The organism is Burkholderia sp. AU31624, from assembly GCF_020420065.1.
Taxonomy (GTDB): Bacteria; Pseudomonadota; Gammaproteobacteria; order Burkholderiales; family Burkholderiaceae; genus Burkholderia.
Genome location: NZ_JAIZRT010000002.1, coordinates 733,380 through 759,372 on the forward strand (window position 1 = coordinate 733,380; position 25,993 = coordinate 759,372).

Consider the following 25,993-nt stretch of genomic DNA (forward strand, 5'->3'; position numbering starts at 1 on the left):
GCTGGCGCGGCCATGCCGCTCGGCACGCACGAGGAGCGCATGATGTCCGATTGTCCGCACGATCCGTATGCGCAGCACTACATTCACTGCTTGCCGTTCGGCGCCCAGCCCTGTGGCGCGCTCTGCGCGACGCCGCGCACGCATTTTCGCGTGTGGGCGCCGGGCAGCACGCAGGTCCAGCTCGAACTCGATACCGGCTTCGGCCCGTTGCTCGTCCCGATGACGGCGGCCGGCACGAACTGGTTCGAAGTCTTTGCCGATTGCGGTGCGGGTGCGCTTTATCGCTATCGCCTCGACGATGCGGTATCGATTCCCGATCCCGCGTCGCGCTCGCAACCCGAAGGGCTCAACGGCCCGAGCGAGGTCATCGATCCGCGCGCGTTCACGTGGCGCAACACGTTCTGGCACGGGCGCGCATGGGAAGACATCGCGCTCTATGCGATTCGCCCGCACGCGGTGGGCGGCTTCGACGGCGTGCGCCGGCGCCTGCCGCAACTCGCGCGGCTCGGCGTGACCGCGCTGGAGCTGCTCGCGTCGCCGCACGACAGCCTGCCGTTCGCGCCACTCGCGGCAGAAGGCGGCCCCGACGCGCTGAAGGCGCTGATCGACGACGCGCACGGCTACGGTCTCGCGGTGCTGCTGGAACTCGACTATGCGCGCTTCGGCAGCGGCACCGAGGCGCTGCGCCACTACGCGGCGCCGTTCTTCCATACGCGTGACGATCCGCTCCAGGCGTCGCCGCTCGCGCTCGATCATCCGGAAGTCTGCGATTTCTTCTGCGACAACGCGCTGTACTGGATCGACGAGTACCGTTGTGACGGGCTGCGCCTGCGCGAAGCCGACCGGATCGGCGTGTCGTGGCTGCGCGAGATCGCGGATCGCGTGCGCGCGGCCGTGCCGGCCGACCGGCTGATCCATCTCGTCCTCGGCAGCGAACGGCATCCGGCGCATCTTGCCGATACCCATTTCGATGCACAGTGGAACGGGTGCGGCGAACGCGCGCTGCACCGGCTGACGGGGCGCGATACGTCGGCCCACGAAGGCATTTCCACGCACCAGTCGATCCACACGCTCGCCCGCGCGCTGACCGCGGCCGGAGCCGCATTCCAGCCGGCCGGGTCGGGGGAAGGCATGGCCGCCGACAGCGGGCTGTCGTTGACGTCGCTGGTGCTGTCCGATGGCGCGTGGCGCGACTGCGGGCAGGGCGACCACGGGCAGGCGGCCGGTCTGGCCGCACTGGCGCTGTCGCTGCTCACGCCGCAGATCCCGTTGATATTCGACGAAACCGCGCGCGATGCCGATCGCGCGCATTTCGTGCAGTCGGCGCTCGCGGTGCGCGCGAAGCTGATCGCGCCGCGATTGTCCGATTGCCGGCCGCAGGAAGCGCGTGCGCTGAAGTCGGACGGCGACGGCGATGCCGACGCGCTGCTCGCATCCTGGCGGCTCGCCGACGACGAGACGCTGACGATCGCGTTGAACCTGTCGCCCGACGCGGTGCCGTTCGATGCGCCGAGCGGGCGAGTCGTGTTCGAGACGCCGGCGCGTGCGCGCGACCGGGTCGATGAAGGCGTGTTGCCGCCGTATGCGCTCGTCGCGTGGCTGACGGGTGACGTCAACCGGTATGCGCTCACGCACGACGCGCGTCGCATCGATGACGGTGCCTGGCGCGGCATGCGTCCGAACTTGAACGCATGACGACGTGAGCGGGCAAGCGTTTGAGCAGCCGGGCGCATCTGCGCCCGGCTGCACCGCAGGGCAATCTCCGAACTACCAGAACCCGCGAATGCCTGCGATGCCGTAGGCGCCGTGGCGGCGTGCATCGTCGAGGTGGAGACGTGTCATGCCGCCGAGCGCGAAGACGGGCATGGCGGCCTCGGCGGCCAGCGCGTCGAACCGGGCCCAGCCGAGCGTCGGCGCACCGGGATGGCTGAGCGTCGGCAACACGGGCGACAGCGTGACGAAATCCGCGCGGGCGCGCGCGGCCAGCAGCAGGTCGTCGCGCGTGTGACAGGCGGCGGACACCCATCTTCCGGCCGGCAACGGCCGCTGCGTGGCCGCGCGCAACGCGGTGCCGTCGAGATGCCAGCCGGCGCCGCCGAGTCGCATCACGCCGGCCGCATCGGTTGGCCCGTTCAGCATCAGGTGCGCGCCGGTCGCGTCGCAGCGCGCGAGCGCTTCGGTGGCGAGTCGCGCGAACGCGGCTGCATCGAGCGACTTCACGCGGAGTTGCACGAGCGTCTCGCCGCGCGCGAGCACGGCCGACAGCCGGTCGAGGAACGCCGCGCAATCGGCCGCCGACGCGGACGCCGGCTCCGGCGTGATCACGCAGCAGCGCGGCAGCGTGGCGTTCATCGCGTGCGGCGCAGCGCGGCCGTCATTCGTCGGCCTCTTTCGAGATCTTCGGGTAGACGCGCACGAGCACGATGCGCGGCCCGTTCATCTTCTTCACGACGACGTCGAAGCGGTCGAACGACACGCGCTGCCCTTCGGTCGGCAGGTCGCTGAGCGCCTGGATCACGAGGCCGCCGACCGATTCCGCGCGGCCTTCGTCGATGTCGATGCCGAGCGCCTGCTCGAGCGACACGACGGGCAGGCTGCCCTTGCCCATCAGCGTGCCGTCGTCGAGGCGGCTCCAGTCGGCGTCGCCCTGGCGGAATTCGTCGTGGATCTGGCCGACCAGCGCGCCGAGCAGGTTGTCGAGCGTCAGGAAGCCGATCGGCTTCTCGCCCTTGTTGCCGACCAGCGCGAAGTGCGGCGCGCCCTTGCGGAAGCGGCGGAACAGGTCGAGCGCCGGCGTGTCGGGCCTCACGTACTGCACGGGGCGGACGTAGTCCGACAGGTCTTCCAGCGCCGCGCCCGCGTGACGCGCGAGCAGCAGGTCCTTCAGGTGGATCAGCCCGCTCACCTGTTCGCGCGATGCATCCTCGAACAGCGGATAGCGGCTGAAGCGGTGCCGCGCGACGATCTCCATGTTGTCGGGCAGCGGCAGGTCGCGGCGCAGACCGATCATTTCATGGGCCGGCCGCATCAGGTCCGACACGGTCATCGACGAAAAATCGAGCGAATGCGCGAGCGTGTTCCACTCGTCGTTGCTGTACGTGCCGCGCGCCGGCTGGGCCGGATTGCCGGCCGTGCTGCGGCGGCTGCGCAGGATCAGCTTCAGCTCGTCGGTCGAGTAGTGGGCGTCGCTGCCGTGGTCGGCCGAGAGCCCCGCGAGCCGCAGCACTGCGTTGGCGCTGTTGTTGAGCACCCAGATCGCCGGGTACATCGCCCAGTAGAACGCATAGAGCGGCAGCGCGACCCACAGGCCGATCTTTTCCGGCTGGCGGATCGCCATCGATTTCGGCGCCAGCTCGCCGACGACGATGTGCAGGAACGAGATCAGCGAGAACGCGAACACCAGCGAGATCAGGTGCACGACGCGTTCGGATTCCACGCCGATCAGGTCGAGCAACGGGCCGAGCAGTTGCGCGAAGGCCGGTTCGCCGACCCAGCCGAGGCCGAGCGACGCAAGCGTGATGCCGAGCTGGCACGCGGAAAGATACGCGTCGAGCCGGCCGTGCACGATGCCGAGGATGCGGCCGCGCAGGCCGTGCTTGCGGGCCAGTGTCTTGACGCGCGTGGCGCGCAGTTTGACGAGGCCGAATTCGGCCGCGACGAAGAACCCGTTCAGGGCCACCAGGAACAACGCGCCGATGAGCGCGAAGATCTGTAACAAAGAAGCACTCCGGTTATGACAGGCCCGTCAGTATAGAGCCAGAAAGGAATTTGTAATGTGTCGGGCGGCCGATTGCTTACACCGGCGCCTCACCGGAAACGGAGAGCGTGATGGTGGCCGTGGCGCCATCGGCGAACGCGTCGTGCGCGAACGTGCCGCCGTGCGCGAGCGCGACGCGCTGGCAAAGCGCGAGCGTCCAGGCGACGCGCTTGGCGTCGCGCTCGCGCAGCATCTCGCGCCGCGCGAACGATTCGAATGCATGCGGTTGCGCGGGATCGGCGAGCGCGTCGGCGTTGACGGTACACGTGGCGCGCGCGGTGAACTGCAGGCCGTCGCGCGCGCACGCAAACGTCACGCGGCTGCCGGCGGCGCTGGCTTCGACCGCGGCCGTGAGCATCGTCCAGAGCGCCTGTGCGATGCGTTCGCGGTCGGCGGTCAGCGGCAGGTCGCCGGCCGGCAGCGTCGCGTCGAGCGCGACCTGCCGGGCGTCGGCGAGCGTGAAACGGGCGAGCGCGATCGTGTCGTCGAGCAGCGCGCGCAGCGCGAACGGCTGCGGCCTGACGGCGAGCGTGCGCGTTTCGGCGCGCGGCGCGTCGAGCACGTCGTCGATCAGCGCAACCTGCTGGTCGATGCCCGTGCGGATCCCCGCGAGCGCGCGCTGCAGGTTCGGATCGGCGTTGGCGAGCTGGCGCTCGAGCACGTACGCCCAGCTATGCATCGCGTTCAGCGGGCTGCGCAGGTCGTGCGAGGCGGTGGAGAGCGCCTGGTCGCGCAGGAACAGCGCCGCCTGGGTGGCGTAATGCGCTGCGCGTTCGCGCAGCAGGTCGGCGGCGGGATCGACGGTAGTGGACGTCACGGAGCTGGCCTGTCGGAAGCGGTTGGCGTGGAAGTCACGCGAACCGTCATTATAGGGACGGTGCGTGTCACGCCGGCAGCGCGTCTTCGTCCTTTTTCCGGGCGTCGCCGTTCGGCAGCAGCTGGCACGCGAGCAGGCCGGCCAGCATCAGCGCGCAGCCGACGAGCGCGCGCAGCGTCAGCGTTTCGCCGAGCGCGGCCCAGCCGGCGATCGCCGCGAACACGCCTTCCATGCTGAAGATCACGGCCGCGTGCGCGGGCGCCGCGTCGCGTTGCGCGACGACCTGCATCGTATAGCCGACCCCGACCGACAGCAGGCCGCCGTACAGCAGCGTCGGCAGCGCGTTGCGCAGCATCGTGCCGCTGACCGGCTCGATGACGAGGCCGATCGCGAGGCACGCCGCGCCGCACACGACGAACTGCATGAACGCGAGCACGAGCGGATTGTGGCGCTTCGCGAAATGGCCGACGGCCATCACGTGCGCGGCGATGATCACGGCGCCGGCGAGCTGGAACCAGTCGCCGTACAGCACCGAGAATTGCTCGTTGATGCTGAGGAAATACAGGCCGATCGCCGCGAGCAGCGCGCCGAACCACGTGCCCGGGCCGATCCGGTGACGGGCGAACACGCCCATCAGCGGCACGATCACGACGTACAGCGAGCTGATGAAGCCCGCGTTGGCGATGCGCGTGTACTGCAGGCCGATCTGCTGCAGCGAAATCGATACCGCCAGCAGCCCGCCGAGCGCGAGGCCCGGCAGCAGCAGCGTCGGCTCGCGGCGGATCGCCACGAGTTGCGTGCGCGACGCCGTGTTCAGCATCAGCAGCGGCACCAGCACCAGCGCGCCGAGCAGGAAACGGAGCCCCGTGAACAGGAACGGCCCGATCACGTCGAGGCTCAGGCGCTGGGCGACGAACGCCGAACCCCAGATCGCGGCGGCGGCGAGCATCAGCAGGTTGGCTCGGAGGTGCTTGCGGGCGTCGGGCGTCATCGGAATTCTTCTGGAGATTGCGGGCGGCGAAACCCGTTAGTTTACGCCGAGATTGCAAGGCTGTCGGCAAACCTGCGCAACGCGGCGCCGGCACGTGCGTCGCGTACCCGCGAATACAGCACGACCTGCGACAGCGGCAGCGGCGGCAGCCCGAATTTCGCGCCGACGTCGACCAGCGTGCGCGGCGCGACCCGCCGCGCCAGCGGACAGACGGCGAGCCCCGCGGCGGCGGCGGCCGTGACCGCCGCCACGCCGCCGCCCGTAAAGCGCTCGCGCCACGGCCGCCCCGCATGGTCGAGCGCGCGCAGCGCGGCGGCCCGCACGCCGCACGGGCCGGCCAGCACCGCGAGCGGCAGCGGCTCGCCCGCGCGCGGCACCCAGTCCGGCGCGGCGAGCCAGGCCAGCGGTTCGGAAAACAGCAGCGTGCCGTCTTCGCGCGGCGGGTCTTCGCCCGGCTCGTGCCGCACGATCACCGCATCGAACCGGCGTTCGTCGTATTGCGCGAGCAGGTTCGTCGACGTGCCGAGATGCATTTCGAGCGACAACCCGGGATCCTGCCGATGCAGGCTCGTGAGCACGGCCGGCAGGTCGGGCACGGCGACGTGCTCGCTGACGCCGAGCGACAGCCGGTGCGTACCGGCCGAGATCGCGCCCAGCGCGTGATCGTGCGCATCGAGCAGCGCGCGGGCGGCCGGCAGGAAATTCTCGCCGTCGGCGGCCAGCTTGACGACGCGCGGCGTACGCGCGAGCAGCGGCTTGCCGAGGTGGGCCTCCAGCCGCTTCAGCTTCAGGCTGACGGCCGATTGGGTGGTGCCGAGCGCATCGGCGGCGCGCGTGAAGCTGGCGAGATCGGCGACCAGCACGAACGCACGGACGGCATCGAGATCAAGGACTTTCATTTTCGATGTAAATGGATGAAATATTCATCGATGACTGTTCATTATAGTTCGGCGCGCCTAGCCTGACGCTGTGTTTCCGTTCTTCAACGTCAACTTCACCGACAGGAGCAGGACCATGCCATTCACCCGTATCGCAGTGCGCGAAGGCAAGCCGGCCGCTTATCGTGCGGCGCTCGTCGACGGCGTGCATCGCGCGCTGATGCACACGTTCAACGTGCCCGAGGACGACATCTTCATGGTCGTCACCGAGCATGCGGCCGAGAACTTCGTGTTCGGTCGTCACTACCTCGATATCGAACGCAGCGACAATCTCGTGATGATCCAGATCACCGCGAACAACACGCGTACGCTCGAGCAAAAGCGGGCGCTGTACCGGGCGATCGCGGACAACCTCGCGCAGCAACCGGGCGTGCGGCAGCAGGACGTATTCATCAGTCTTGTCGAGGTGCTGAAGGAGGACTGGTCGTTCGGCAACGGCCTCGCGCAATACGCCGTTTGACCTGCGACAGCACGACAGGGCCGGATCGTCGCCGGCGAGTTTGGGCGACGTGTACTATGGAAGCAGCTTCACGGTCGACGCCGGCGCGGATGATGCGCCGGCGATTCTTCATGTGCAGGAGCCTCCATGTCGCGTGTGCTGGAAATCGTGTTGTCGCTGTCGCTGGAAGGGTGGCCGGTCAAGGCCGCGAGTCGCGCCCGGGGGGCGCAGCGTGATTTCGGCGCCGAACTCGTGCGGGCGTGGCGGATCTGCCCGCAGGTCCGGATGCGCCGCGGCCATGAGCGCGTGACGATCGAGCCGTGCCAGATCGAGGAGGCCGAGTCGAGCCCCGGCGCGAGCTGGTGGACGTGGGTCGAGTCGAATGCGCACGGCAGGCGGGTGGTCGCGTCGCGCACGACGGCATTTGCGCCAGGCGTCACGGCGCGCGAACTGTTCGACGCGGAGCATGCGGGTATCGCCGTCGCGATGCCGCTGCCCGTGCCCGCGGCGGCCGCTGCCGATGCACCGGCAGATGAAGTGGATGCCGTCGCGCCCGACGCCGCAGTGCCCCCGGCCCCGAGCGTGCAGCCGGAATCGTCGGCGCTGCGTGTCGTCAGCGAACGGCGGCGCGGGCGCTGGGCCGACGACAGCGGCGTCGTGGTCGAGATGACGCTCGACGACGTCACGCTGCATCGCGGCAGCGAGCCGCCGCGCCGCTTCGTCGAGCTGCGCCTTGCGGCGCCCGACTGGGAGACGCTGCCCGCGCGTACCGCCGCGCTGCATGCGCTGTTTGCCGCCGCGCGCGAATTGAGCGGCGCGTGGCCCGCATTCGTGCAATTGACGAGCGTGATCGATCGCGCATGCGCGGCCGAGCCGGCCGCCGACGGGCCCGTCAAGGCCAAGCCCGTCGACCTGACCGGCGTGCGCTCGCAGCGCACCGCGCTGTTCGCGCTGGCCGGCGACATCACCGCGCAGTGGCTCGGCAACGAGGGCGGGGTGCTCGAGCACGACGATCCCGAATTCGTGCACCAGATGCGTGTCGCGCTGCGCCGCCTGCGTACGCTGATGCGCTTCTTTCCGCGCTTTACCGACCGCCAGTGGCGCGACACGCTCGGTGTCGACCTGCGCTGGCTTGCGTCGCTGCTCGGCACGGTGCGCGACTGGGACGTGTTCGCGACCGAAAGCCTGCCCGCGCTGATCGCGGCCGACGGCGGCGACGGCGAGTGGAACGGTACGCTCGACGCCGCGCGTGCGCAGTGCGCGGCCGCGCGGGCCGAGTTGCGCCAGGCGCTGCATTCGGCTCGCTATGCGCGGCTGACGCTCGGCTGGCTCGAGTGGCTGAGCTCGCTTGCGCTGCCGCCGGCCGAGGACGGCGACGCGCCTTCGCTGCGGCGCCACGCGACGAAGCGCGTGCGGCGGCTGTTCGGTCATCTGTACGCGTCACCGTCGCTGACGTCGCTCGACACGGCCGCGCGCCATCAGGTGCGGATCGATGCGAAGCGGCTGCGCTATGCGCTCGAATTCTTCGCGTCGCTGGCGTCGCGCCGCACGCGCACCGACACGGTCAAGACACTCGCGCGCGTGCAGAGCGTGCTCGGCGAAGCGAACGACACGATGGTCGCGCTGCAGCACCTCGAAAAATTGGCTGCGCCGCCGTACCAGCTCGGGTTCGTGCGCGGCTACGGCGCGGCGCTCGAGCAGCGCGCGGCGCGCGACGCCGAGACGTTGCTGGCCAGCCTGCGGCCGCCGAAGCTCGACGGCAAGCCGGGTTGAGCCGCACGCGCTGACTATAATGGCCGCCCGATTTCCCTACGCATCCCGATGACCGACGCACCGCATTCCTTCCCGTCCGCCGAACCGCTCGAACTGGGCGGCGAGCTGTGGCTGCGCGCCGGCGAGCAGACGCTCGGCGGCGCCACGCGCATCGCGTTGCTCGCGGCGATCGGCGACACCGGTTCGATCACGCGCGCGGCGAAGGCCGTCGGCCTCAGCTACAAGGCCGCGTGGGATGCGGTCGACACGATGAACAATCTGGCCGGCGAACCGCTCGTCGCGCGCTCGACGGGCGGCAAGGGCGGCGGCGGTACGACGCTGACGCAGCGTGCGACGTCGCTGATCGCCGCGTTCCGCACGATCGAGCGCGAGCACCGCCGGTTCATCGAGGCCGCGAGCGCGGCCGTGGCCGGGTTCGACGTCGACTGGGCGCTGATCGGCCGGATCGGGATGAAGACCAGCGCCCGCAACCAGTGGTTCGGCAAGGTCGCATCGATCGTGCGCGGCACCGTCAACGACGAGGTCACGCTCACGCTGCCCGGCGGGCAGCCGATCGTTGCCGTGCTGACGCACGAGAGCGCCGATGCGCTCGGCCTGCAGGTCGGCGCGGACGCCTGCGCGCTGGTGAAGGCATCGTGGGTCGTGCTCGCGGTCGACGATGGCGAACCCGAGTTGAAGGTGTCCGCACGGAATCAACTGCGCGGCAGTGTGGAAACCGTCGCGGCGGGGGCGGTGAACAGCGAGGTGACGCTGGCGCTCGACGGTGGCGGGACGCTGACGGCCGTCGTGACCAACGACAGCGTCGAGGCGTTGCAACTCGACGCCGGCGAGCGGGCGATCGCGCTGTTCAAGGCGTCGAGCGTGATTCTTGCGGTGACGGGCTGACGAGGCAGGCCGGGCGGCGCGCGTCGACGATCGTGTGACGGGCGGGGCGAAGCCGGCATCGCACAGCGCTCGCACGGCACCGGCTTCGTTTCCGCTTTCAGCAAATGCCGCTATGCGCGGCTTCTCCCAGGCTCCAACCTGCCTGCCACGACCACGGCCTCGCGCGCTCAGGTGACGCGCGTCGGCCACTCGGCGTGCGGCGGAGCCGCCTGCACGCGTCCTTCGCTCAACTGCACGACCTGGTCGCCGAACGCGGCGACGTCGTCGGGATCGTGCGAGATCAGCACCATCGGGATATCGAGCCGCGCCTGCAGCTCGGCGAGCTCGTGACGCATGCGCTGGCGCATGGCGCCGTCGAGCGCCGCGAACGGTTCGTCGAGCAGCAGGATCCGCGGTTGCGCGACCAGTGCGCGCGCCAGCGCGACGCGCTGTTTCTGCCCGCCCGACAATTGCGACGGATACTGCCCCGCGAGCGCCTCGAGATCGAACGCCTGCAGCCAGTACGCGACTTCCGGCGGCACCGTCTTCGCGCGCGGGTTGCGCAGCCCCGACGTGAGCCCGAATGCAATGTTCTGGCGCACGTTCAGATGCGGAAACAGCGCGTAATCCTGGAACAGGTACGCGACGCGCCGCTCGCGGGTCGGCACGTCGATGCGGCGCGCGGCGTCGAACAGCGGCTCGCCGTTCAGCGTGATCATGCCTTCGTCGGGCGACAGCAGGCCGGCGATCGCCTGCAGCGTCATGCTCTTGCCCGCCCCGGACGGCCCGAACAGCACGACGCGCTGCGTCGTTGCCGTGAACGACATGTCGAGCGTGAAGCGGCGCTCGGCGTTCGCGTAGGTCTTGCGGATGTCGACGACGAGGCTCATGCGTGCCTCCGTCGAAGCCGCCCGATAACGAAAGACGATGAACGAGGCGAGTGCATCATGTCAGCTGGCCCCGCCGGGCACGCGACGGCACGAGCCAGCCGGTCGCGAGCAGCACGAGCACGCAGGTGATCGATGTCACCAGCACGAGGAAGTTGGCGGTGCTGTCGTCGCCGGCCTGCACGGCCGCGTAGATCGCGACCGACAGCGTCTGCGTGCGGCCGGGCAGGTTGCCCGCGATCATCAGCGTCGCGCCGAACTCGCCGAGCGCACGCGCGAACGCGAGCAGCGCGCCCGCGAGAATGCCGCGCGTGGCGAGCGGCAGCGTCACGCGGAAGAACACCGCGACTTCGCCGAGCCCGAGCGTGCGCGCGGCGCGCTCGAGATGCGGATCGACGCCTTCGAACGCGGCCCGCGCCGATTTCAGGATCAGCGGAAACGCAACGACCATCGACGCGATCACCGCGCCTTGCCACGTGAAGACCAGTTCGATGCCGAGCGTGTCGAGCCACGCGCCGAACACGCCGCGGCGGCCGAGCAGCACGAGCAGGTAATACCCGAGCACCGTCGGCGGCAGCACGAGCGGCAGCGTCAGCACGGAATCGACGACGTCGCGCAGCGGCGAGCGCCAGCGCGCGAGCATGAACGCGGCCGCGACGCCGAGCACGATGTCGAGCGCGGTGGCCCAGCCGGCAACCTTCAGCGACAGCAGCAGCGGTACCCAGGCGTCTTGCATCGCGCTACGCTCACTTGCCCGCGGGCTTGAAGCCGAACGTCGACAGCACGGCCTGGCCCTGCGGCGACGCGACGAAGTCGATGAACGACTGCGCCTGCGCGGCGTGGCGGCTGTCCTTGACCACGGCGATCGGATAGGTGATGGCCGTCTTCGTCGGCACCGTCAGCGCGACCTTCACGCGGCCCGGCATGATCGCGGCGTCGGTGCCGAACACGAAGCCCGCATCGACTTCGCCACGCGCGACATAGTCGAGGCTCTGGCGCACGTTGGCGGCCAGCACGCCCTTCGCGCTGACGGCATCCCACACGCCGGCCGCGCGCAGCGCGCCTTCCGTGTAGCGGCCGACTGGCACCGATGCCGGGTCGCCGTACGCGATGCGCTTCACGCCGGGCGCGGTCAGGTCGTTCAGCGCCGTCGGCGCGGCGGCCTTGCTGTCCGCCGGCACGATCAGCACGAGCGAGTTCGCCGCGAAATCGCGACGCGTGGCGGGCACGATCACCTTTTCGTCCGCCGCGCGATCCATCGCCTTCTGGTCGGCCGACGCGAACACGTCGGCCGGCGCGCCCTTGGCGATCTGCTGCATCAGCACGTCCGACGCGCCGAAGTTGAACAGCACCTTGGTCTCCGGATGCTGCTTCTCGTACGCGTCACCGACGGCCTTGAACGCGTTCGTCAGGCTGGCGGCGGCCGACACGACCAGTTCGTCGGCAGCGGAAGCGGGCGCGCTGACCGCGATACCGGCAGCGGCAAGCGTGGCGATCGGCAGCAGGCGAAGCAGGGTGCGGCGAAGCGAGCGGACGGTTGAGCGCATGGTGGATTCGTGTTGAATGGGTGGAAACCGTAATCGTAATATAGGGCGGGTTATAACGCTCGACATACCGCTCATGCGACGGCGCGCATGGAATGGTCAGACGTGAAAAGCGGCGAACGCGGCGGCCGGGTGGCCGGTCACGTACGGAGCGTGTGCGGCGACGACTGGGTGCGCTGCAGCGACGACGGCTGCGAAGCAGGGCGGTAGTTCGGGTTGGCCTTCCAGCGCGCGCGGACGAACGGACGCTCGTGGCCCGACAGTTGCAGCGCCACCTTGGTGACCCAGCGATGTGACGGCACCGTGATGCCGTGCAGCGCCACGGTGACGAGCGCGAGGCTCGCGACGACCGCGGGCACCGACCAGCGGTGCGGCACCGCGCGCCACGAACCGGCGATGAACGCGATCGCGGCGATCGCGCCGACGATGCAGCCGGTGATCGATTCGGACGGCGAATGGGCATCGAGCGCGACGCGCGACACGCCGACCGCGACGCCGGCCGCGAGCCCGAGCGCGATGCCGGCGAGTCGCACCGGTGTGCGGGTGCGGATCAGCGCCAGGAAAATCGCGACCGGATAAACCGACGTCGACAGCATCGCATGGCCGCTGAACCCCGTGAAATCCCACTTGCGGATGCCGATCCCCCAGCCGAGGAACGCGATCTTCGTGAGCGCGACCACGCCGATCGCGGCCGCGAGCACGCCGAGCCACGCGGCCGCGCGCTCCCACGAATAGCCGAGCGCGAGCCAGACGGCGATCGTGATCGCGAGCGGCAAGGTCAGGCCGGCGCCGCCGAACGCGGTGATCATGATCCACAGGTGAGACGACAGGTCGAACATCGGGAAGGGGGCGAACGAAGGCGGGAGGATGCTTAAATCAACGCGCGAGCCGGAAAGAACGACTACAACGGATACAAGCGGCGAAGCCCCAGTATAGCGCCGCGTGCGCATGAGCCCCGTTTTTTGCGCGGCCGGGAACGATCCGCATGCAGGAAAAGTCCGAGAAACAATGTTATGGTGCATTGCACAAAGACGAACGATGCATCCGCTGTGGTGCCCCTATTTTTCCTGACTGCGAGCCCGATCGATGACCAAAAGTCTGACCAAGGTGTGGCTGGGCGGCATGAAACGCATGCTGTCTCCTGTCGCCAAGCGCTCGGCGCGCGATGCGCAGCGCATCACACGCGATGCACTCGAGGCCGCGGCCTCCGCCGCCGTACCCGATCCGTCCCCGCCGCGCGAATCGCGCGTGCGACCGCGCGCGGCCGCATGGGCGGCCGGCGAATGGACGCGCGGCGAACATCCGATGGCGCCCGCGCTCGGGCGCCTCGTCCAGAATCTCGCGTACGGCCTTTATGTGCCGCCCGGCCGCCGGCGTGGCGCGATACCGCTCGTGGTGATGCTGCACGGCTGCCAGCAGTCCGTCGACGAATTCGTGCAAGGCACGCGGATGAACCTGCTGGCCGACAAGCACGGCTTTGCGGTGCTGTACCCTGAGCAGTCGCTGCGCGCGCACGCGCACGGCTGCTGGCACTGGTATGAAGACACCGACCGCGCGGGCCGCGGCGAGGCGAACGCGGTGGCGTCGCTCGTCGACGCCCTCGTCGACGAACACGGTTTCGACGCGTCGCGTGTCTATGTCGCGGGGTTGTCGGCCGGCGCGGGTCTCGCGTCGCTTCTTGCACTGCACCATCCGGACCGTTTCGCGGCGGTGGCGCTGCATTCGGGCCCGGCGCTCGGCGAGGCAACCTCGGGCATTACCGCGATGGATGTGATGCGGCGCGGCGTGCGCCAGAACCCGGCGGCGGCCGTCGACGCGCTGGTCGATGCCGCCGCGTATCCGGGCATGCCGGCGCTGGTCGTCCAGGGCGACGGTGACCACGTGGTCGCGCCGAAAAATGCCGACCAGCTGACGGTGCAGTTCATGCGCCTGAACGGGCTTGCCGACAGCCGCGGCGCGTTGCGCGGCGGCGAACGGGTCGAGACGCGCGACGCGGGCGCGCAGATCACCGATGTCTGCCGCGACGGTGAGCCGGTCGTCCGGCTCTGTCATGTGAAAGGGCTCGACCATGCGTGGGCCGGCGGCGACGAAGCCGTGCCGTTCCACGCGGCGGTCGGCCCCGATGCGAGCGCGATGATCTGGGCCTTTTTCGAGACCCAGCGCCGCACTGTGGCGACCGAACGACGCACCGTCTGATCGACGCTGGCCAAAGCCTAGGGTTTTCCCTATAATTCGGGAAAACCCTAGTCAAAGAACCTTTGGATTGCGAGATCAACCATGTACCTGCTGAGCCACCTCTTCCTGATGCTGACCAAGAACGCTGAAAAGGCCTCGAAAGAGCGCGCCGACGCGTACCTGGCCGAAGCCACCGACATCTATGATCTCGAATTCCGCATGCGCAAGATCGATCGCGAAGCGGCGATGAACCGCCCGTACACGTTCGGTTCGCGCTAAGGAGCGCAGGGCGGGCAGTCAGGTCCGCCGCTCCGGCGAGTCACGCAGCAGAAAAGGGCGCGTGCGGCACCATGCCGCACGCGCCCTTTTTGCATTCCAGGCCGTGTGTCGCGTCAGACGACCGTCAGGCGCACCGGCACGTTGTTGCGCGTCGCGTTCGAATACGGGCACACGTGGTGCGCCTTTTCGACCAGCGCTTGTGCGTCGGCCTTGTCGAGCCCCGGCAGCGATACGCGCAGTTCGATGTCGAGACCGAAGCCGCCTGCGTCATTCGGGCCGATGCCCACTTCCGCCGTGACCTGCGTGTCGGCCGGCAATGCCTTCTTGTCCTGGCCGGCGACGAATTTCATCGCGCTCAGGAAACAGGCCGAGTAACCTGCGGCAAACAGCTGCTCCGGATTCGTGCCTTCCGCGCCCGTGCCGCCGAGTTCGCGCGGCGCGGCCAGCTTCACTTCCAGCTTGTTGTCAGCGGATACCGCGCGGCCGTCGCGGCCACCCGTGCTCGTGGCGCTGGTCTTGTACAGAATGTTCATCGTGCAGCTCCTGTCTGGAAAAGGGAGGAAAAGCGGCCCGGTCGAACGGGGTGTCGCCGGCCACGCACAAACAATAGAACACAAATCATTTGTGTGCAAATGAATTTTTGAAGAAAAGGCCCGACAGTGCCGGGCCGGTTGATCGAGGTTCGGCCGTCAGCGTTCGTTGGCAGCCGACAGTGCGTCGCGCAACTGCTGAAGATCGGCGCGCAGCCTGACCAGGAAGTCGGGCGATTGCTGCATCGCGCAAAAGAGATCGGCGGGCACGGAGCGCGCGCGCTCCTTCAACGCACGGCCTTCCGGCGTCACAAGCACGTTCACGATGCGTTCGTCGGCTGCGCTGCGCACACGCTCGACGTAGCCGAGCGCCTCCAGCCGCTTCAGCAGGGGCGTGACCGTGGCCGGGTCGAGGTCGAGCCGCGCGGCGATGTCCTTCACGGCGATGTCGTCGCGTTCCCACAGCACGAGCATCGCGAGATATTGGGGATAGGTCAGCGACAGCTTGTCGAGCAGCGGCTTGTACGCCTTCGTCATCGCGTGCGAAGTCGAGTAGAGCGCGAAGCAGAGTTGCTCGTCGAGTGTCTGAGGCAGCGGAGGCAGGCGGTCCATGATTCGGGCGGCGCGGCGAACGCGCGAACAATTTGTACGCAAATTATTTTGCGCGCAAAAGATCCGGATGAACAGGGGCGAGCGGGGGCTGCCGGAGGCTGCCGGAGGCGGGGGAAGGGCGGGGGCGCCGGGAGGCCACCCGCCGCGGAGAACGGCGGGCCGGCGCCGCGCGCCGGCCGGAGAGACTTCAGCGACCCGACGTGGTGGTCGTCGCGCCGGGTTCCTGTACGCCGAAGCAGCCGCGATAGGTCGCGTAGAACGAGCAGTACAGCATCGTGACGATGATGATCGTCACCGGCATCATGATCGTCAGCGCATAGGCGCCGGCGCCGAGCGCCTGCAGCAGCAGCGACAGCGCGAGCGACGTGCCGAGCGCGACGGCGAACCACAGCACGCCGTACACGACGAACGCGCCGCGATTGCGCCAGCAGCTGACGACGCTGAAGAACAGCGCCTTGGCGGGCGGGACGTCATGCCACGCGACCAGCACCGGCGCGAACCAGAACAGCATCGCGACCGGCAGGTACAGCAGCGTCGCGAAGAACAGCGCGCCGAGCGTGCCTTGCGCGGCGAGCGCCTCCGGCGTCGTGCTGGCTTCGTCCGCCGCGCCCATCATCACGTGGAACAGCGCGCCGCCGTCCACGAACGACGACGCGGCGAACACGATCACCATCGACGCGACGTAGATCACGCCGAGCACGAGCAGCCGCTGGGTTGCGACGGTGCCGTACGAGCGGAAGCCGTCGACGAGGATCGTCGGCATCACGGGCTTGCCGGCCACCGTGTCGCGGCACGCGGCCATGAAGCCGACCGCGACGCCCGGAATGAATACCAGCGGCAGCGCGGAGCCGATCACGGGCACCATCGATATCAGCGTGATCGCCAGCAGGTACGTGAAGAACAGCGTGATGAACGCGAGCGGGTTCCGGCGGAACAGCCAGACGCCTTGACGGAACCAGACATAGCCCGTTTTGGCGGGCACTTCGATCAGTTGCATGCGGTGTGGATCTCGGGAAGCGCGGGCGTATGCGCGATACGCTCGCGCAGGATGCGTTCGAAATGGCCGGGGTCGTGCGGCTTGAGCATCTCGGCCGCGCGCGGCAGGTAGAAGTCGTACAGGCGCGACACCCAGAAGCGGTACGCGCCCGCGCGCAGCATGTCGCTCCAGTGGCGGCGCTCCTCGGCCGTGAACGGCCGGACCGTCTGGTACGCGCGCAGCAGCGCGTCGGCGCGCGCGACGTCGAGCACGCCGGTCGCGAGGTCGACGCACCAGTCGTTGACCGTGACCGCGACGTCGAACAGCCACTTGTCGCAGCCCGCGAAATAGAAGTCGAAGAAGCCGCCGAGCCGCACGGCGTGGCCGGTGCCGGGCGCCGCGTGCGCGAACAGCACGTTGTCGCGGAACAGGTCGCAATGGCACGGCCCGGCCGGCAGCGCCGCGTAGTCGGCCGACGCGAAGAAGCTGGCCTGGTGCGCGAGTTCGCCTTCCAGCAGCGCGCGCTGCTCATCCGTGATGAACGGCACGATCGCCGGTACGTTCTCCTGCCACCACGGCAGGCTGCGCAGGTTCGGCTGGTTGCGCGGATAGTCGCGGCCGGCGAGGTGCAGGCGCGCGAGCATCTGCCCGACCTCGATGCAGTGTTCGACCCCCGGCGCCAGTTCGGCCGAGCCGTCGAGCTTCGTGACGATCGCGGCCGGCTTGCCGTGCAGCATGCCGAACAGCGCGCCGTCGTCGCGCGGGACCGGATCCGGCACCGGCACGCCGTGGCCGGCCAGATGGCGCATGAGGTCCAGGTAGAACGGCAGCTGTTCCGCCGTGAGCTTTTCGAAGATCGTGAGGACGTACTCGCCGCGCGTCGTCGTCAGGAAGAAGTTGCTGTTCTCGATACCGGACGGAATGCCGCGGAACGCAAGCACGTCGCCCAGTTCGTAGTGGCGCATCCATTGCGCGAGATCGGAGTCGGAAACAGCAGTGAAAACGGCCATGCGGGATGCGTCAGGTCAGGGTGTCGGCACGCGGGCGGCGTGCGTCGCGACATCGGGTGAAGGGAGGCGGCGCGCGGCGTTCGGTGCCGCGCGCCACGGAATCAGTAGCGCAGGTTCAGCGACGGCAGGCGCGTGATCGGGATGCCCGCGTCGTGCGGCTTCGGCGACGTGTCGGGCGTCGAGCTCATCTGGTAGCGCGTGCCGAAGTTCGACTTCACGTCGATCTCGACCGGCTTGCCGCGATCGCGGTACTCGGTGACTTCGGTGCCGTTCTTGCTCTTTTCGTGAAAGCTCGGCGTGCGGCGGATGTCGGCGAAGTCGACTTTCGACGTGACTTCGGCGCCCGGCCGGTTGATCTTGCGGAGATCGGGCAGGCCGGCGGCCTCGTTGGCCTCGGCCCGAGCCTGCGCGTCGGCGTCAGGCGTGCCGCCGGCGGCGTAAGCGGCGCTGGCGGCGGCAAACGCGGCGGCAGCGACGACGAGAATGAGCGGCTTCATGATGAGTCTCCAGTGAACCCACCGATTTTAGCAAATACTGCGCCCCATCCGGCCCTCGCGTGCGTAGGGGCAGCCATAAAGGCGACCGGGTTCCGTGGTAATGTCGTCGGATCAGACGAGGTAATCAAAATGAAGAACGACTTGAGCCGCCGGCACCGTGTGCTGACGCCCGAAAGCCCGTCGGTCGAGGCTTTCGACGATCCGATCGCCGCCGTCGCGCGGCTGTCCGCCATTTACGACACGAACACGGGCTTCCTGCGCGATGCGTTCGCGCGCTATCGCCGCCACGAATCGATTACCGAGCACGTGCGCGCGTGCTACCCGTTCGTGCGGATCCGCACCGACGTCAACACGCACGTCGATTCGCGGCGCTCGTACGGTTTCGTCGCGGGCCCCGGCGTATTCGAGACGACGGTCACGCGCCCCGATCTCTTCGCGAACTACTATCGCGAGCAACTGCGCCTGCTGGCGAAGAACCACCATGTGAAGATCGAGATCGGCGTGTCGTCGCAGCCGATTCCGATCCATTTCGCGTTTCCGGAAGGCATCCATCTCGAGGGCGAGCTCGACCGCGACCGCCTGCTCGCGATGCGCGACATCTTCGACACGCCCGACCTGTCGTATCTCGACGATCGCATCGTCAACGGCACGTTCGAGCCGGCGCCGGGCGAGCCGCATCCGCTCGCGCTGTTCACGGCCGCGCGCGTCGACTTCTCGCTGCACCGGTTGCGCCACTACACGGCGACGTCGCCCACGCATTTCCAGAACTACGTGCTCTACACGAACTACCAGTTCTACATCGACGAGTTCGTGAAGCTGGGCCGCACGGTGATGACGGAGAGCGACGATCCCGAGGTGCGTGCATACCGGAGCCAGTACAGCGCGTTCGTCGAGCCGGGCGATGTCGTCACCTACAACGCGAACCTCGGCAGCGAGCCGGCCGAGGGCAACGCGCCGCCGCGCCTGCCGCAGATGCCCGCGTATCACCTGAAGCGCGCGGACGGCAGCGGGATCACGATGGTCAACATCGGCGTCGGTCCGTCGAACGCGAAGACGATCACCGATCACATCGCGGTGCTGCGTCCGCACGCGTGGGTGATGCTCGGTCACTGCGCGGGGTTGCGTAATACGCAGCGTCTCGGCGATTACGTGCTCGCACACGGTTACGTGCGCGAGGATCACGTGCTCGATGACGACCTGCCGCTGTGGGTGCCGATTCCGGCGCTGGCCGAAGTGCAGCTCGCGCTCGAACGCGGGGTGGCCGAGGTCACGCAGCTCGATGGCGTCGAACTGAAGCGCGTGATGCGCACGGGTACGGTCGCGAGCGTCGACAACCGCAACTGGGAGCTGCGCGATCATCGCGAACCCGTGCAGCGCCTGTCGCAGAGCCGCGCGATCGCGCTCGACATGGAAAGCGCGACGATCGCCGCGAACGGCTTCCGCTTCCGCGTGCCGTACGGCACGCTGCTGTGCGTGTCGGACAAGCCGCTGCACGGCGAGCTGAAACTGCCGGGCATGGCCGACACGTTCTATCGCGGGCAGGTCGACCAGCATCTGCAGATCGGCGTGAAGGCGATGGAAATCCTGCGCACGAACGGGCTCGACAAGCTGCATAGCCGGAAGCTGCGGAGCTTCGCGGAAGTGGCGTTTCAGTAACGTCGACGGCATCGCGCCGCGGCACCCGCAACGGCAAAGGCCGCACGCGAATGTGGGTTCGCGTGCGGCCTTTTGTTTTCTGCCCGTGCTTCAGTGCCGGGCTGAACGGCCCGGCGATCATGCGCTCAGCACTCACCCTTCTTCGCGTGTCCCGGCGGGCAGTGATAGCCGCGATCGCCGTGGCCGCGATGACGCTGATAGTCTTCCCACTCGCGGCGTTCCCAGTAGCGGCGGCCGTCCCAGTAGCGGTCGCCATGCCAGCCGACGATCACCGCGGGTGCCGGGGCGACCACGACGGGCGCGGGCGCGACGACGACCGGTGCGGGCGTGCCGATGTTGACGTCGACATTGACGGCGTGGGCGAGGCCGGATAGCGAAAGGCCGAGGCCGGCGAAGGCAAGGGCGATCAGCGAGCGTTGCATGTTCTTTTCCGTGGTGTCGTTATAAAAGGCCGGCGCGACGCGATGGAAGCGAGGGGGACCGTTCCACCGGGGGAACGCCGCACCGACACATGCAGTGTGCTGGCGCGCGACGGAAAATGCGAGGCGGGGTTGTTACGGAGGATTGCGGCCGGCAGGCGCCGGACGCGGGCGTCGGGCCGTGTCATTTGACAATGGCGGCCTTCGTGTGCGGATGACGGCGCGCGCTGCACGGCACCGGCTGCGCGGATTTGACATTCGGTGGCGCGCGGCCACGAAGCGCGATTAATGGCGCGTTACAAAGTGACACGCGGCAGGTGGCGGAATCGCCACGTCTGCCGCGCGGGAGGGGCACGCCGGCCGTCGGGCCGGCGGTCGTCATGGATGGATTACAGGTAGAACATCCGGTCTTCTTCGGGGCGCGGCGGATGGCCGTCATCGTCCGAACCTTCTTCCTCGCCACTGTCCTCGTAGAACGCGAGCACCGCGTCGAGCACCTGGTCGGGATCGTCGATCACCTGCATCAGGTCCATGTCTTCCGGATTGATGAGGCCCATCGGAATCAGCTGGTCGCGGAACCACTGCAGCAGCCCCTTCCAGAACTCGCTGCCGACGAGAATGATCGGCACGAGGCGCGACTTCTTCGTCTGGATCAGCGTGAGCACTTCCGACAGTTCGTCGAGCGTGCCGAAGCCACCCGGCATCACGATCACCGCATCCGAATTCTTCACGAACGTGACCTTGCGCGTGAAGAAGTGGCGGAAGCGCAGCGAGATGTCCTGATAGTGGTTGCCGGCCTGCTCGTGCGGCAGCTCGATGTTCAGGCCGACCGACGGTGCTTTACCGGCGTGCGCGCCCTTGTTCGCCGCTTCCATGATGCCGGGGCCGCCGCCGGAGATCACGGCGAAGCCGGCGTCGGACAGCTTGCGTGCGATCTGCACGGCGAGCTTGTAGTGCGGCGTGTCGGGTTTGAGGCGGGCAGAACCGTAGATGCTGACAGCCGGGCGGATCTCCGACAGGTACTCGGTCGCCTCGATAAACTCTGCCATAATCGTGAACATCTGCCACGATGCGCGCGCCTTCTTGGCCGTCGCGCGTTCTTGATCTGCGAGCGAACGCAGACTCGGAATCACTTTTCTCTTGTTCATAATGCCTGAAGAACGAAATCTGGAAGGTAAGACCCTGCTATTGGTTGACGGTTCGAGCTATCTGTATCGGGCTTACCATGCGATGCCTGATTTGCGTGGCCCTGGCGGGGAGCCGACCGGAGCGCTCTACGGAATCATCAACATGCTGCGCCGTATGCGCAAGGAAGTCAGTGCAGAGTATAGCGCTTGCGTGTTCGATGCAAAGGGCAAGACGTTCCGTGACGACCTTTATGCCGACTATAAGGCAAACCGTCCGTCGATGCCGCCCGACCTCGCATTGCAGGTCGAACCGATCCACGGCGCCGTGCGTGCGCTCGGCTGGCCGCTGCTGATGGTCGAAGGCGTCGAGGCCGACGACGTGATCGGCACGCTCGCGCGCGAAGCCGAGCGGCATGGGATGAACGTGATCGTGTCGACCGGCGACAAGGATCTCGCGCAGCTCGTCACCGACCACGTCACGCTCGTCAATACGATGACCAACGAGACGCTCGACCGCGACGGCGTGATCGCGAAGTTCGGCGTGCCGCCGGAGCGCATCATCGACTACCTCGCACTGATCGGCGACACCGTCGACAACGTGCCGGGCGTCGAGAAGTGCGGGCCGAAGACGGCCGTGAAATGGCTGGCGCAGTACGACAGCCTCGACGGCGTGATCGAGCATGCGGGCGACATCAAGGGCGTGGTCGGCGACAACCTGCGCCGCGCGCTCGACTTCCTGCCGCTCGGCCGCAAGCTCGTGACCGTCGAGACGGCCTGCGATCTCGCGCCGCATCTCGAATCGATCGAGGCGTCGTTGAAGACCGACGGCGAAGCGCGCGATCTGATGCGCGACATCTTCGCGCGCTACGGCTTCAAGACCTGGCTGCGCGAAGTCGACAGCGCGCCGGCGGAAGGCGGCGGTGCCGACGCGCCGGAAGGCGAGCCGGCGCCGGTGGTGGCGGCCGACATCGTGCGCGAATACGACACGATCCAGACCTGGGGGCAATTCGACGCGTGGTTCGCGAAGATCGACGCGGCCGAGCTCACCGCATTCGACACCGAGACGACCGCGCTCGACCCGATGCTCGCGCGGCTCGTGGGCCTGTCGTTCTCGGTCGAGCCGGGCAAGGCGGCGTATCTGCCGGTTGCGCATCGCGGCCCCGACATGCCCGAACAGCTTCCGCTCGACGAAGTGCTCGCGCGCCTGAAGCCGTGGCTCGAATCGGCTGATCGCAAGAAGGTCGGCCAGCACCTGAAATACGACGCGCAGGTGCTCGCGAACTACGACATCGCGCTGAACGGCATCGAGCACGACACGCTGCTCGAATCGTACGTGGTCGAATCGCATCGCACGCACGACATGGACAGCCTCGCGCTGCGTCATCTCGGTGTCAAGACGATCAAGTACGAAGACGTGGCCGGCAAGGGCGCGAAGCAGATCGGCTTCGACGAAGTCGCGCTCACGCAGGCCGCCGAATACGCGGCCGAAGACGCGGACATCACGCTGCAACTGCATCACGCGCTGTATCCGCAGGTCGCGCGCGAACCGGGCCTCTTGCGCGTGTACCGCGAGATCGAGATGCCCGTGTCGCTCGTGCTGCGCAAGATGGAGCGCACGGGCGTGCTGATCGACGACGCGCGGCTGCAGGCGCAGAGCACCGAAATCGCGACGCGCCTGATCGAGCTCGAAGCGCAGGCATACGAACTGGCGGGCGGCGAATTCAATCTCGGCTCGCCGAAGCAGATCGGGCAGATCTTCTTCGAAAAGCTGCAGTTGCCGGTCGTGAAAAAGACGCCGAGCGGCGCGCCGTCGACCGACGAAGAAGTGCTGCAGAAGCTGGCAGAGGACTACCCGCTGCCGAAGCTGCTGCTCGAGCATCGCGGGCTGTCGAAGCTGAAGTCGACCTATACCGACAAGCTGCCGCGCATGGTGAACCCTTCAACGGGTCGCGTGCACACGAACTACGCGCAGGCCGTCGCGGTCACGGGCCGCCTGGCATCGAACGATCCGAATCTTCAGAACATTCCGGTGCGCACGGCCGAGGGGCGGCGGATCCGCGAGGCGTTCATCGCCTCGCCGGGCCACCGGATCGTGTCGGCCGATTATTCGCAGATCGAACTGCGGATCATGGCGCACATCTCGGGCGACGCGTCGCTGCTGCGCGCGTTCTCGCAGGGCGAGGACATCCACCGCGCGACGGCCGCCGAGGTGTTCGGCGTGACGCCGCTGGAGGTCAATTCCGACCAGCGCCGGATTGCGAAGGTGATCAACTTCGGGCTCATCTACGGGATGAGCGCGTTCGGGCTTGCGTCGAACCTCGGTATCACGCGCGATGCGGCGAAGCTCTATATCGACCGTTATTTCGCCCGCTACCCGGGTGTCGCGCAGTACATGGAAGACACACGCTCGGTTGCGAAGGAGAAGGGCTACGTCGAAACCGTTTTCGGCCGCCGCCTGTGGCTGCCCGAGATCAACGGCGGCAACGGTCCGCGCCGCCAGGCGGCGGAGCGCGCGGCCATCAATGCGCCGATGCAGGGCACGGCGGCCGACCTGATCAAGCTGTCGATGATCGCGGTGGACGACTGGCTCACGCGCGATAAGCTCGCGTCGCGGATGATCATGCAGGTGCACGATGAACTGGTGCTCGAGGTACCCGACGGCGAGCTGTCGCTGGTGCGCGAGAAACTGCCCGAAATGATGTGCGGCGTGGCGAAGCTGAAGGTGCCGCTGGTGGCCGAAGTGGGCGCCGGCGCGAACTGGGAAGAGGCACACTGACGCACCGTTGCGCGGTTCCCGATTCCTGCGGCATATTGTTGCAGGGATGCTGAATATCGAGATGGTTTGCTTGTGGTCAACGCGCAAGCTCCCGGACAATGCATGTGATTGACGCGGGGGCAGCGCGCCCCGCGTTCCGGATTGGGCGAATCGAAGTGCTTCGAACTGCACATCGATGATGTCCGAACCGGTTAATCCACCGGGTCGCGCGAATGCATCGCGTTCGCATCGTCCGGCGGCAGCAGTTTCGAATCGCAAAGGGGGAACAGATGCATCGGATCATCATCGTAGGTGGAGGCGCGGGCGGCCTGGAACTGGCGACGCGGCTCGGCGACCGTTACGGCGCGCGCGGCAATCGTTCTGCGCGTGCGCTTGTCACGCTCGTCGACCGCAATCCGACCCACATCTGGAAACCGCTGCTGCACGAGGTCGCGGCCGGCAGCATGGACCCGTTCACGCAGGAGCTCGAATACGCGGCGCAGGCGCGCTGGCATGGCTTTGAGTTCCAGCAGGGCGGGTTGACCGGGCTCGATCGCGCGGCGAAGCGCATCACGCTGTCACCCGTCAACGACAGCGACGGCGAGGAGTTGTTGCCGGCGCGCGAGCTGGAATATGACACGCTCGTGATCGCGATCGGCAGCACGACTCACTTCTTTGGCGTGCAGGGTGCGGCGGAAAACGCGATCGCGCTCGATACCGTTGGCGAGGCCGAGCGCTTCCGCAAGCGGCTCATCGCCGCGTGCATGCGCGCCGAGCATCAGGCGCCGGCGCCGACCGCGCCGGGTGAAGCGGCTGAGCCGCGCATCCAGGTCGCGATCGTCGGTGGCGGCGCGACCGGCGTCGAGCTGTCCGCCGAGCTGCGCAACACCGCGCAAGTGTTGTCGGCCTACGGGCTGCACAAGCTCGACCCGCGGCACGACGTCGGCATCGTGCTGATCGAATCGGGGCCGCGGATCCTCCCGGCGTTGCCGGAGCGCGTGTCGTCGGCGACGGCCGAACTGCTCGAAAAGATCGGCGTGCGGCTGATGCTCGCCGAGCGCGTGACCGAGGTGGCGCCCGGGGCCGTCCATACGGCGAGCGGCAAGACAATACGTGCCGACCTGACGGTCTGGGCCGCGGGCATCAAGGCGCCGGCCGTGCTCGCCAATCTCGATGGCCTCCAGGTCAACAAGCTCGGCCAGCTCGACGTGCGCCGCACGCTGCAGACCTTCACCGACGACAACGTGTTCGCGCTCGGCGATTGTGCGGCATGCGCATGGCCCGGCAACGAGCGCAACGTGCCGCCGCGCGCGCAGGCTGCGCACCAGCAGGCGAGCTTCCTGCTGAAGGCAATCGGCTGCCGGCTCGATGGGCGTCCGCTGCCCGAATTCACCTATCGCGACCTGGGCTCGCTCGTGTCGCTCGGCCATTTCAGCGCGGTCGGCAACCTGATGGGCGGGCTGATCGGCGGCAACATGCTGATCGAAGGGCTGTTCGCGCGCTTCATGTACATGTCGTTGTACCGGATGCACATCGCCGCGCTGCACGGCTATCCGCGCATGATGCTCGACACGGTCGCGCACTGGCTGCGGCGCACGACGCTGCCGCGCGTCAAGCTGCACTGAGCGCGCGTTCGCGCGTGAGGCGGGCGGGGAGCGCGCAGGTCGGGCGTCGTTCTCCGCCCGTTGTTCCTTGCGGGCAGCCGGGCTGTCGTGCCGGCGTGTGACGGGCAACATCGACCGCGTGTTTTTCGTTTCAATCGGCAAGCATCCGATCGCGCAACGGCGATCGGCATGCGGCCTGTTGCATCGCGATTCGACGGGGTGCCCGCGGTGTTTGGCGCGACGATCGACGTGGCGATTCAACACGCCGTAATCGAGTCTTACATATCCGACAGTTGACGCGACAACGGATTATTGGGCATCTTGTCCGGGTTTCCGTTCGCGG

Annotated in this window: 25 protein-coding genes; 9 read left to right on the forward strand and 16 right to left on the reverse strand. The window is 68.0% G+C overall.

Annotation, left to right across the window (positions count from 1 at the left end; genetic code table 11):
* Nucleotides 1-42: 42 nt before the first annotated feature.
* Complete coding sequence (locus tag LGM89_RS08600; RefSeq protein ID WP_226273014.1) at nt 43-1,695, forward strand: DUF3459 domain-containing protein; 1,653 nt, start codon at nt 43-45, stop codon at nt 1,693-1,695.
* A 72-nt stretch (nt 1,696-1,767) separates the two neighbouring features.
* Here LGM89_RS08600 and LGM89_RS08605 read toward each other — a convergent pair whose 3' ends face one another.
* The 5 genes from LGM89_RS08605 to LGM89_RS08625 form a co-directional block, all read right to left on the reverse strand.
* Entirely contained in the window at nt 1,768-2,352 is a 585-nt protein-coding gene (locus tag LGM89_RS08605; RefSeq protein ID WP_226272847.1) for a thiamine phosphate synthase, read from the reverse strand.
* 22 nt (nt 2,353-2,374) lie between these two features.
* Entirely contained in the window at nt 2,375-3,718 is a 1,344-nt protein-coding gene (locus LGM89_RS08610; RefSeq protein WP_089497418.1) for a hemolysin family protein, read from the reverse strand.
* Nucleotides 3,719-3,794: 76 nt separating this feature from the next.
* Complete coding sequence (locus LGM89_RS08615) at nt 3,795-4,574, reverse strand: sensor histidine kinase (protein WP_089497417.1); 780 nt, start codon at nt 4,572-4,574, stop codon at nt 3,795-3,797.
* Nucleotides 4,575-4,641: 67 nt separating this feature from the next.
* Entirely contained in the window at nt 4,642-5,565 is a 924-nt protein-coding gene (locus LGM89_RS08620; RefSeq protein WP_089497416.1) for a DMT family transporter, read from the reverse strand.
* A gap of 41 nt (nt 5,566-5,606) precedes the next feature.
* Nucleotides 5,607-6,464: a LysR family transcriptional regulator gene (locus LGM89_RS08625; RefSeq protein WP_039358052.1), complete on the reverse strand. Its 858-nt coding sequence runs from the start codon at nt 6,462-6,464 to the stop codon at nt 5,607-5,609.
* A gap of 115 nt (nt 6,465-6,579) precedes the next feature.
* On the opposite strand from LGM89_RS08625, the gene LGM89_RS08630 reads away from it, so the two are divergent.
* The 3 genes from LGM89_RS08630 (at nt 6,580) to LGM89_RS08640 (ending at nt 9,600) form a co-directional block, all read left to right on the forward strand.
* Nucleotides 6,580-6,963 (forward strand): tautomerase family protein, encoded by a 384-nt coding sequence (locus tag LGM89_RS08630; protein WP_089497415.1) that lies wholly within the window; start codon nt 6,580-6,582, stop codon nt 6,961-6,963.
* Between the two features lie 126 nt (nt 6,964-7,089).
* Nucleotides 7,090-8,715: a CHAD domain-containing protein gene (locus tag LGM89_RS08635; protein WP_089497414.1), complete on the forward strand. Its 1,626-nt coding sequence runs from the start codon at nt 7,090-7,092 to the stop codon at nt 8,713-8,715.
* A gap of 48 nt (nt 8,716-8,763) precedes the next feature.
* Entirely contained in the window at nt 8,764-9,600 is an 837-nt protein-coding gene (locus LGM89_RS08640; RefSeq protein ID WP_089497413.1) for a TOBE domain-containing protein, read from the forward strand.
* Nucleotides 9,601-9,767: 167 nt separating this feature from the next.
* Here the strand turns inward: LGM89_RS08640 and LGM89_RS08645 are convergent, their stop codons facing one another.
* The 4 genes from LGM89_RS08645 to LGM89_RS08660 form a co-directional block, all read right to left on the reverse strand.
* The gene (locus LGM89_RS08645) at nt 9,768-10,469 is read right to left on the reverse strand and encodes a sulfate/molybdate ABC transporter ATP-binding protein (RefSeq protein ID WP_226272848.1); all 702 of its coding nucleotides are present in this window, start codon (nt 10,467-10,469) and stop codon (nt 9,768-9,770) included.
* Nucleotides 10,470-10,524: 55 nt separating this feature from the next.
* The gene (modB, locus tag LGM89_RS08650; RefSeq protein WP_089457806.1) at nt 10,525-11,202 is read right to left on the reverse strand and encodes a molybdate ABC transporter permease subunit; all 678 of its coding nucleotides are present in this window, start codon (nt 11,200-11,202) and stop codon (nt 10,525-10,527) included.
* 10 nt (nt 11,203-11,212) lie between these two features.
* Entirely contained in the window at nt 11,213-12,013 is an 801-nt protein-coding gene (gene modA, locus LGM89_RS08655) for a molybdate ABC transporter substrate-binding protein (RefSeq protein ID WP_226272849.1), read from the reverse strand.
* A 137-nt stretch (nt 12,014-12,150) separates the two neighbouring features.
* A complete protein-coding gene (locus LGM89_RS08660; RefSeq protein ID WP_089497411.1) occupies nt 12,151-12,849 on the reverse strand; it encodes a phosphatase PAP2 family protein in 699 nt (232 codons plus the stop codon).
* A gap of 247 nt (nt 12,850-13,096) precedes the next feature.
* Here LGM89_RS08660 and LGM89_RS08665 point away from each other — a divergent pair, with 247 nt between their 5' ends.
* Together LGM89_RS08665 and LGM89_RS08670 are read left to right on the forward strand one after the other, a co-directional pair.
* On the forward strand, nt 13,097-14,206 hold the full coding sequence (locus LGM89_RS08665) for a PHB depolymerase family esterase (protein WP_226272850.1): 1,110 nt from the start codon (nt 13,097-13,099) through the stop codon (nt 14,204-14,206).
* 81 nt (nt 14,207-14,287) lie between these two features.
* Entirely contained in the window at nt 14,288-14,464 is a 177-nt protein-coding gene (locus LGM89_RS08670; protein ID WP_069251078.1) for a DUF3563 family protein, read from the forward strand.
* A gap of 113 nt (nt 14,465-14,577) precedes the next feature.
* Here LGM89_RS08670 and LGM89_RS08675 read toward each other — a convergent pair whose 3' ends face one another.
* The 5 genes from LGM89_RS08675 to LGM89_RS08695 form a co-directional block, all read right to left on the reverse strand.
* Complete coding sequence (locus LGM89_RS08675) at nt 14,578-14,997, reverse strand: organic hydroperoxide resistance protein (RefSeq protein WP_039358076.1); 420 nt, start codon at nt 14,995-14,997, stop codon at nt 14,578-14,580.
* A gap of 156 nt (nt 14,998-15,153) precedes the next feature.
* Nucleotides 15,154-15,606: a MarR family winged helix-turn-helix transcriptional regulator gene (locus LGM89_RS08680; RefSeq protein ID WP_089428013.1), complete on the reverse strand. Its 453-nt coding sequence runs from the start codon at nt 15,604-15,606 to the stop codon at nt 15,154-15,156.
* 187 nt (nt 15,607-15,793) lie between these two features.
* The gene (locus tag LGM89_RS08685; RefSeq protein WP_069251080.1) at nt 15,794-16,603 is read right to left on the reverse strand and encodes a BPSS1780 family membrane protein; all 810 of its coding nucleotides are present in this window, start codon (nt 16,601-16,603) and stop codon (nt 15,794-15,796) included.
* Nucleotides 16,594-17,592, reverse strand: coding sequence for a homoserine kinase (locus tag LGM89_RS08690; protein ID WP_226272851.1), 999 nt, complete (start codon nt 17,590-17,592; stop codon nt 16,594-16,596). Before LGM89_RS08690 ends, LGM89_RS08685 begins: the two co-directional genes overlap by 10 nt.
* A gap of 101 nt (nt 17,593-17,693) precedes the next feature.
* Nucleotides 17,694-18,089, reverse strand: coding sequence for a hypothetical protein (locus LGM89_RS08695; RefSeq protein ID WP_021160838.1), 396 nt, complete (start codon nt 18,087-18,089; stop codon nt 17,694-17,696).
* Between the two features lie 129 nt (nt 18,090-18,218).
* Between LGM89_RS08695 and LGM89_RS08700 the strand changes: the two genes are divergently transcribed.
* Nucleotides 18,219-19,745, forward strand: coding sequence for an AMP nucleosidase (locus tag LGM89_RS08700; protein ID WP_089442993.1), 1,527 nt, complete (start codon nt 18,219-18,221; stop codon nt 19,743-19,745).
* A 125-nt stretch (nt 19,746-19,870) separates the two neighbouring features.
* Here LGM89_RS08700 and LGM89_RS08705 read toward each other — a convergent pair whose 3' ends face one another.
* Nucleotides 19,871-20,167 (reverse strand): hypothetical protein, encoded by a 297-nt coding sequence (locus LGM89_RS08705; RefSeq protein WP_089474425.1) that lies wholly within the window; start codon nt 20,165-20,167, stop codon nt 19,871-19,873.
* A gap of 386 nt (nt 20,168-20,553) precedes the next feature.
* Entirely contained in the window at nt 20,554-21,312 is a 759-nt protein-coding gene (locus tag LGM89_RS08710; RefSeq protein ID WP_069259466.1) for a TIGR00730 family Rossman fold protein, read from the reverse strand.
* Nucleotide 21,313: 1 nt separating this feature from the next.
* Here LGM89_RS08710 and polA point away from each other — a divergent pair, with 1 nt between their 5' ends.
* Together polA and LGM89_RS08720 are read left to right on the forward strand one after the other, a co-directional pair.
* The gene (polA, locus tag LGM89_RS08715) at nt 21,314-24,067 is read left to right on the forward strand and encodes a DNA polymerase I (RefSeq protein ID WP_226272852.1); all 2,754 of its coding nucleotides are present in this window, start codon (nt 21,314-21,316) and stop codon (nt 24,065-24,067) included.
* 269 nt (nt 24,068-24,336) lie between these two features.
* Complete coding sequence (locus LGM89_RS08720; protein ID WP_089474427.1) at nt 24,337-25,671, forward strand: NAD(P)/FAD-dependent oxidoreductase; 1,335 nt, start codon at nt 24,337-24,339, stop codon at nt 25,669-25,671.
* The last annotated feature ends 322 nt before the right edge of the window (nt 25,672-25,993 follow it).

What these genes read in the sequence shown, in the direction of transcription:
- LGM89_RS08605 (WP_226272847.1), bottom strand. Translation starts at nt 2,352, where the DNA reads ATGAACGCCACGCTGCCGCGCTGCTGCGTGATCACGCCGGAGCCGGCG.
- LGM89_RS08645 (WP_226272848.1), bottom strand. Translation starts at nt 10,469, where the DNA reads ATGAGCCTCGTCGTCGACATCCGCAAGACCTACGCGAACGCCGAGCGC.
- LGM89_RS08630 (WP_089497415.1), top strand. Translation starts at nt 6,580, where the DNA reads ATGCCATTCACCCGTATCGCAGTGCGCGAAGGCAAGCCGGCCGCTTAT.
- LGM89_RS08600 (WP_226273014.1), top strand. Translation starts at nt 43, where the DNA reads ATGTCCGATTGTCCGCACGATCCGTATGCGCAGCACTACATTCACTGC.
- LGM89_RS08675 (WP_039358076.1), bottom strand. Translation starts at nt 14,997, where the DNA reads ATGAACATTCTGTACAAGACCAGCGCCACGAGCACGGGTGGCCGCGAC.
- modA (WP_226272849.1), bottom strand. Translation starts at nt 12,013, where the DNA reads ATGCGCTCAACCGTCCGCTCGCTTCGCCGCACCCTGCTTCGCCTGCTG.
- LGM89_RS08620 (WP_089497416.1), bottom strand. Translation starts at nt 5,565, where the DNA reads ATGACGCCCGACGCCCGCAAGCACCTCCGAGCCAACCTGCTGATGCTC.
- LGM89_RS08670 (WP_069251078.1), top strand. Translation starts at nt 14,288, where the DNA reads ATGTACCTGCTGAGCCACCTCTTCCTGATGCTGACCAAGAACGCTGAA.
- modB (WP_089457806.1), bottom strand. Translation starts at nt 11,202, where the DNA reads ATGCAAGACGCCTGGGTACCGCTGCTGCTGTCGCTGAAGGTTGCCGGC.
- LGM89_RS08660 (WP_089497411.1), bottom strand. Translation starts at nt 12,849, where the DNA reads ATGTTCGACCTGTCGTCTCACCTGTGGATCATGATCACCGCGTTCGGC.
- LGM89_RS08625 (WP_039358052.1), bottom strand. Translation starts at nt 6,464, where the DNA reads ATGAAAGTCCTTGATCTCGATGCCGTCCGTGCGTTCGTGCTGGTCGCC.
- LGM89_RS08710 (WP_069259466.1), bottom strand. Translation starts at nt 21,312, where the DNA reads ATGAACAAGAGAAAAGTGATTCCGAGTCTGCGTTCGCTCGCAGATCAA.
- LGM89_RS08680 (WP_089428013.1), bottom strand. Translation starts at nt 15,606, where the DNA reads ATGGACCGCCTGCCTCCGCTGCCTCAGACACTCGACGAGCAACTCTGC.
- polA (WP_226272852.1), top strand. Translation starts at nt 21,314, where the DNA reads ATGCCTGAAGAACGAAATCTGGAAGGTAAGACCCTGCTATTGGTTGAC.
- LGM89_RS08705 (WP_089474425.1), bottom strand. Translation starts at nt 20,167, where the DNA reads ATGCAACGCTCGCTGATCGCCCTTGCCTTCGCCGGCCTCGGCCTTTCG.
- LGM89_RS08690 (WP_226272851.1), bottom strand. Translation starts at nt 17,592, where the DNA reads ATGGCCGTTTTCACTGCTGTTTCCGACTCCGATCTCGCGCAATGGATG.
- LGM89_RS08720 (WP_089474427.1), top strand. Translation starts at nt 24,337, where the DNA reads ATGCATCGGATCATCATCGTAGGTGGAGGCGCGGGCGGCCTGGAACTG.
- LGM89_RS08635 (WP_089497414.1), top strand. Translation starts at nt 7,090, where the DNA reads ATGTCGCGTGTGCTGGAAATCGTGTTGTCGCTGTCGCTGGAAGGGTGG.
- LGM89_RS08695 (WP_021160838.1), bottom strand. Translation starts at nt 18,089, where the DNA reads ATGAAGCCGCTCATTCTCGTCGTCGCTGCCGCCGCGTTTGCCGCCGCC.
- LGM89_RS08665 (WP_226272850.1), top strand. Translation starts at nt 13,097, where the DNA reads ATGACCAAAAGTCTGACCAAGGTGTGGCTGGGCGGCATGAAACGCATG.
- LGM89_RS08685 (WP_069251080.1), bottom strand. Translation starts at nt 16,603, where the DNA reads ATGCAACTGATCGAAGTGCCCGCCAAAACGGGCTATGTCTGGTTCCGT.
- LGM89_RS08640 (WP_089497413.1), top strand. Translation starts at nt 8,764, where the DNA reads ATGACCGACGCACCGCATTCCTTCCCGTCCGCCGAACCGCTCGAACTG.
- LGM89_RS08700 (WP_089442993.1), top strand. Translation starts at nt 18,219, where the DNA reads ATGAAGAACGACTTGAGCCGCCGGCACCGTGTGCTGACGCCCGAAAGC.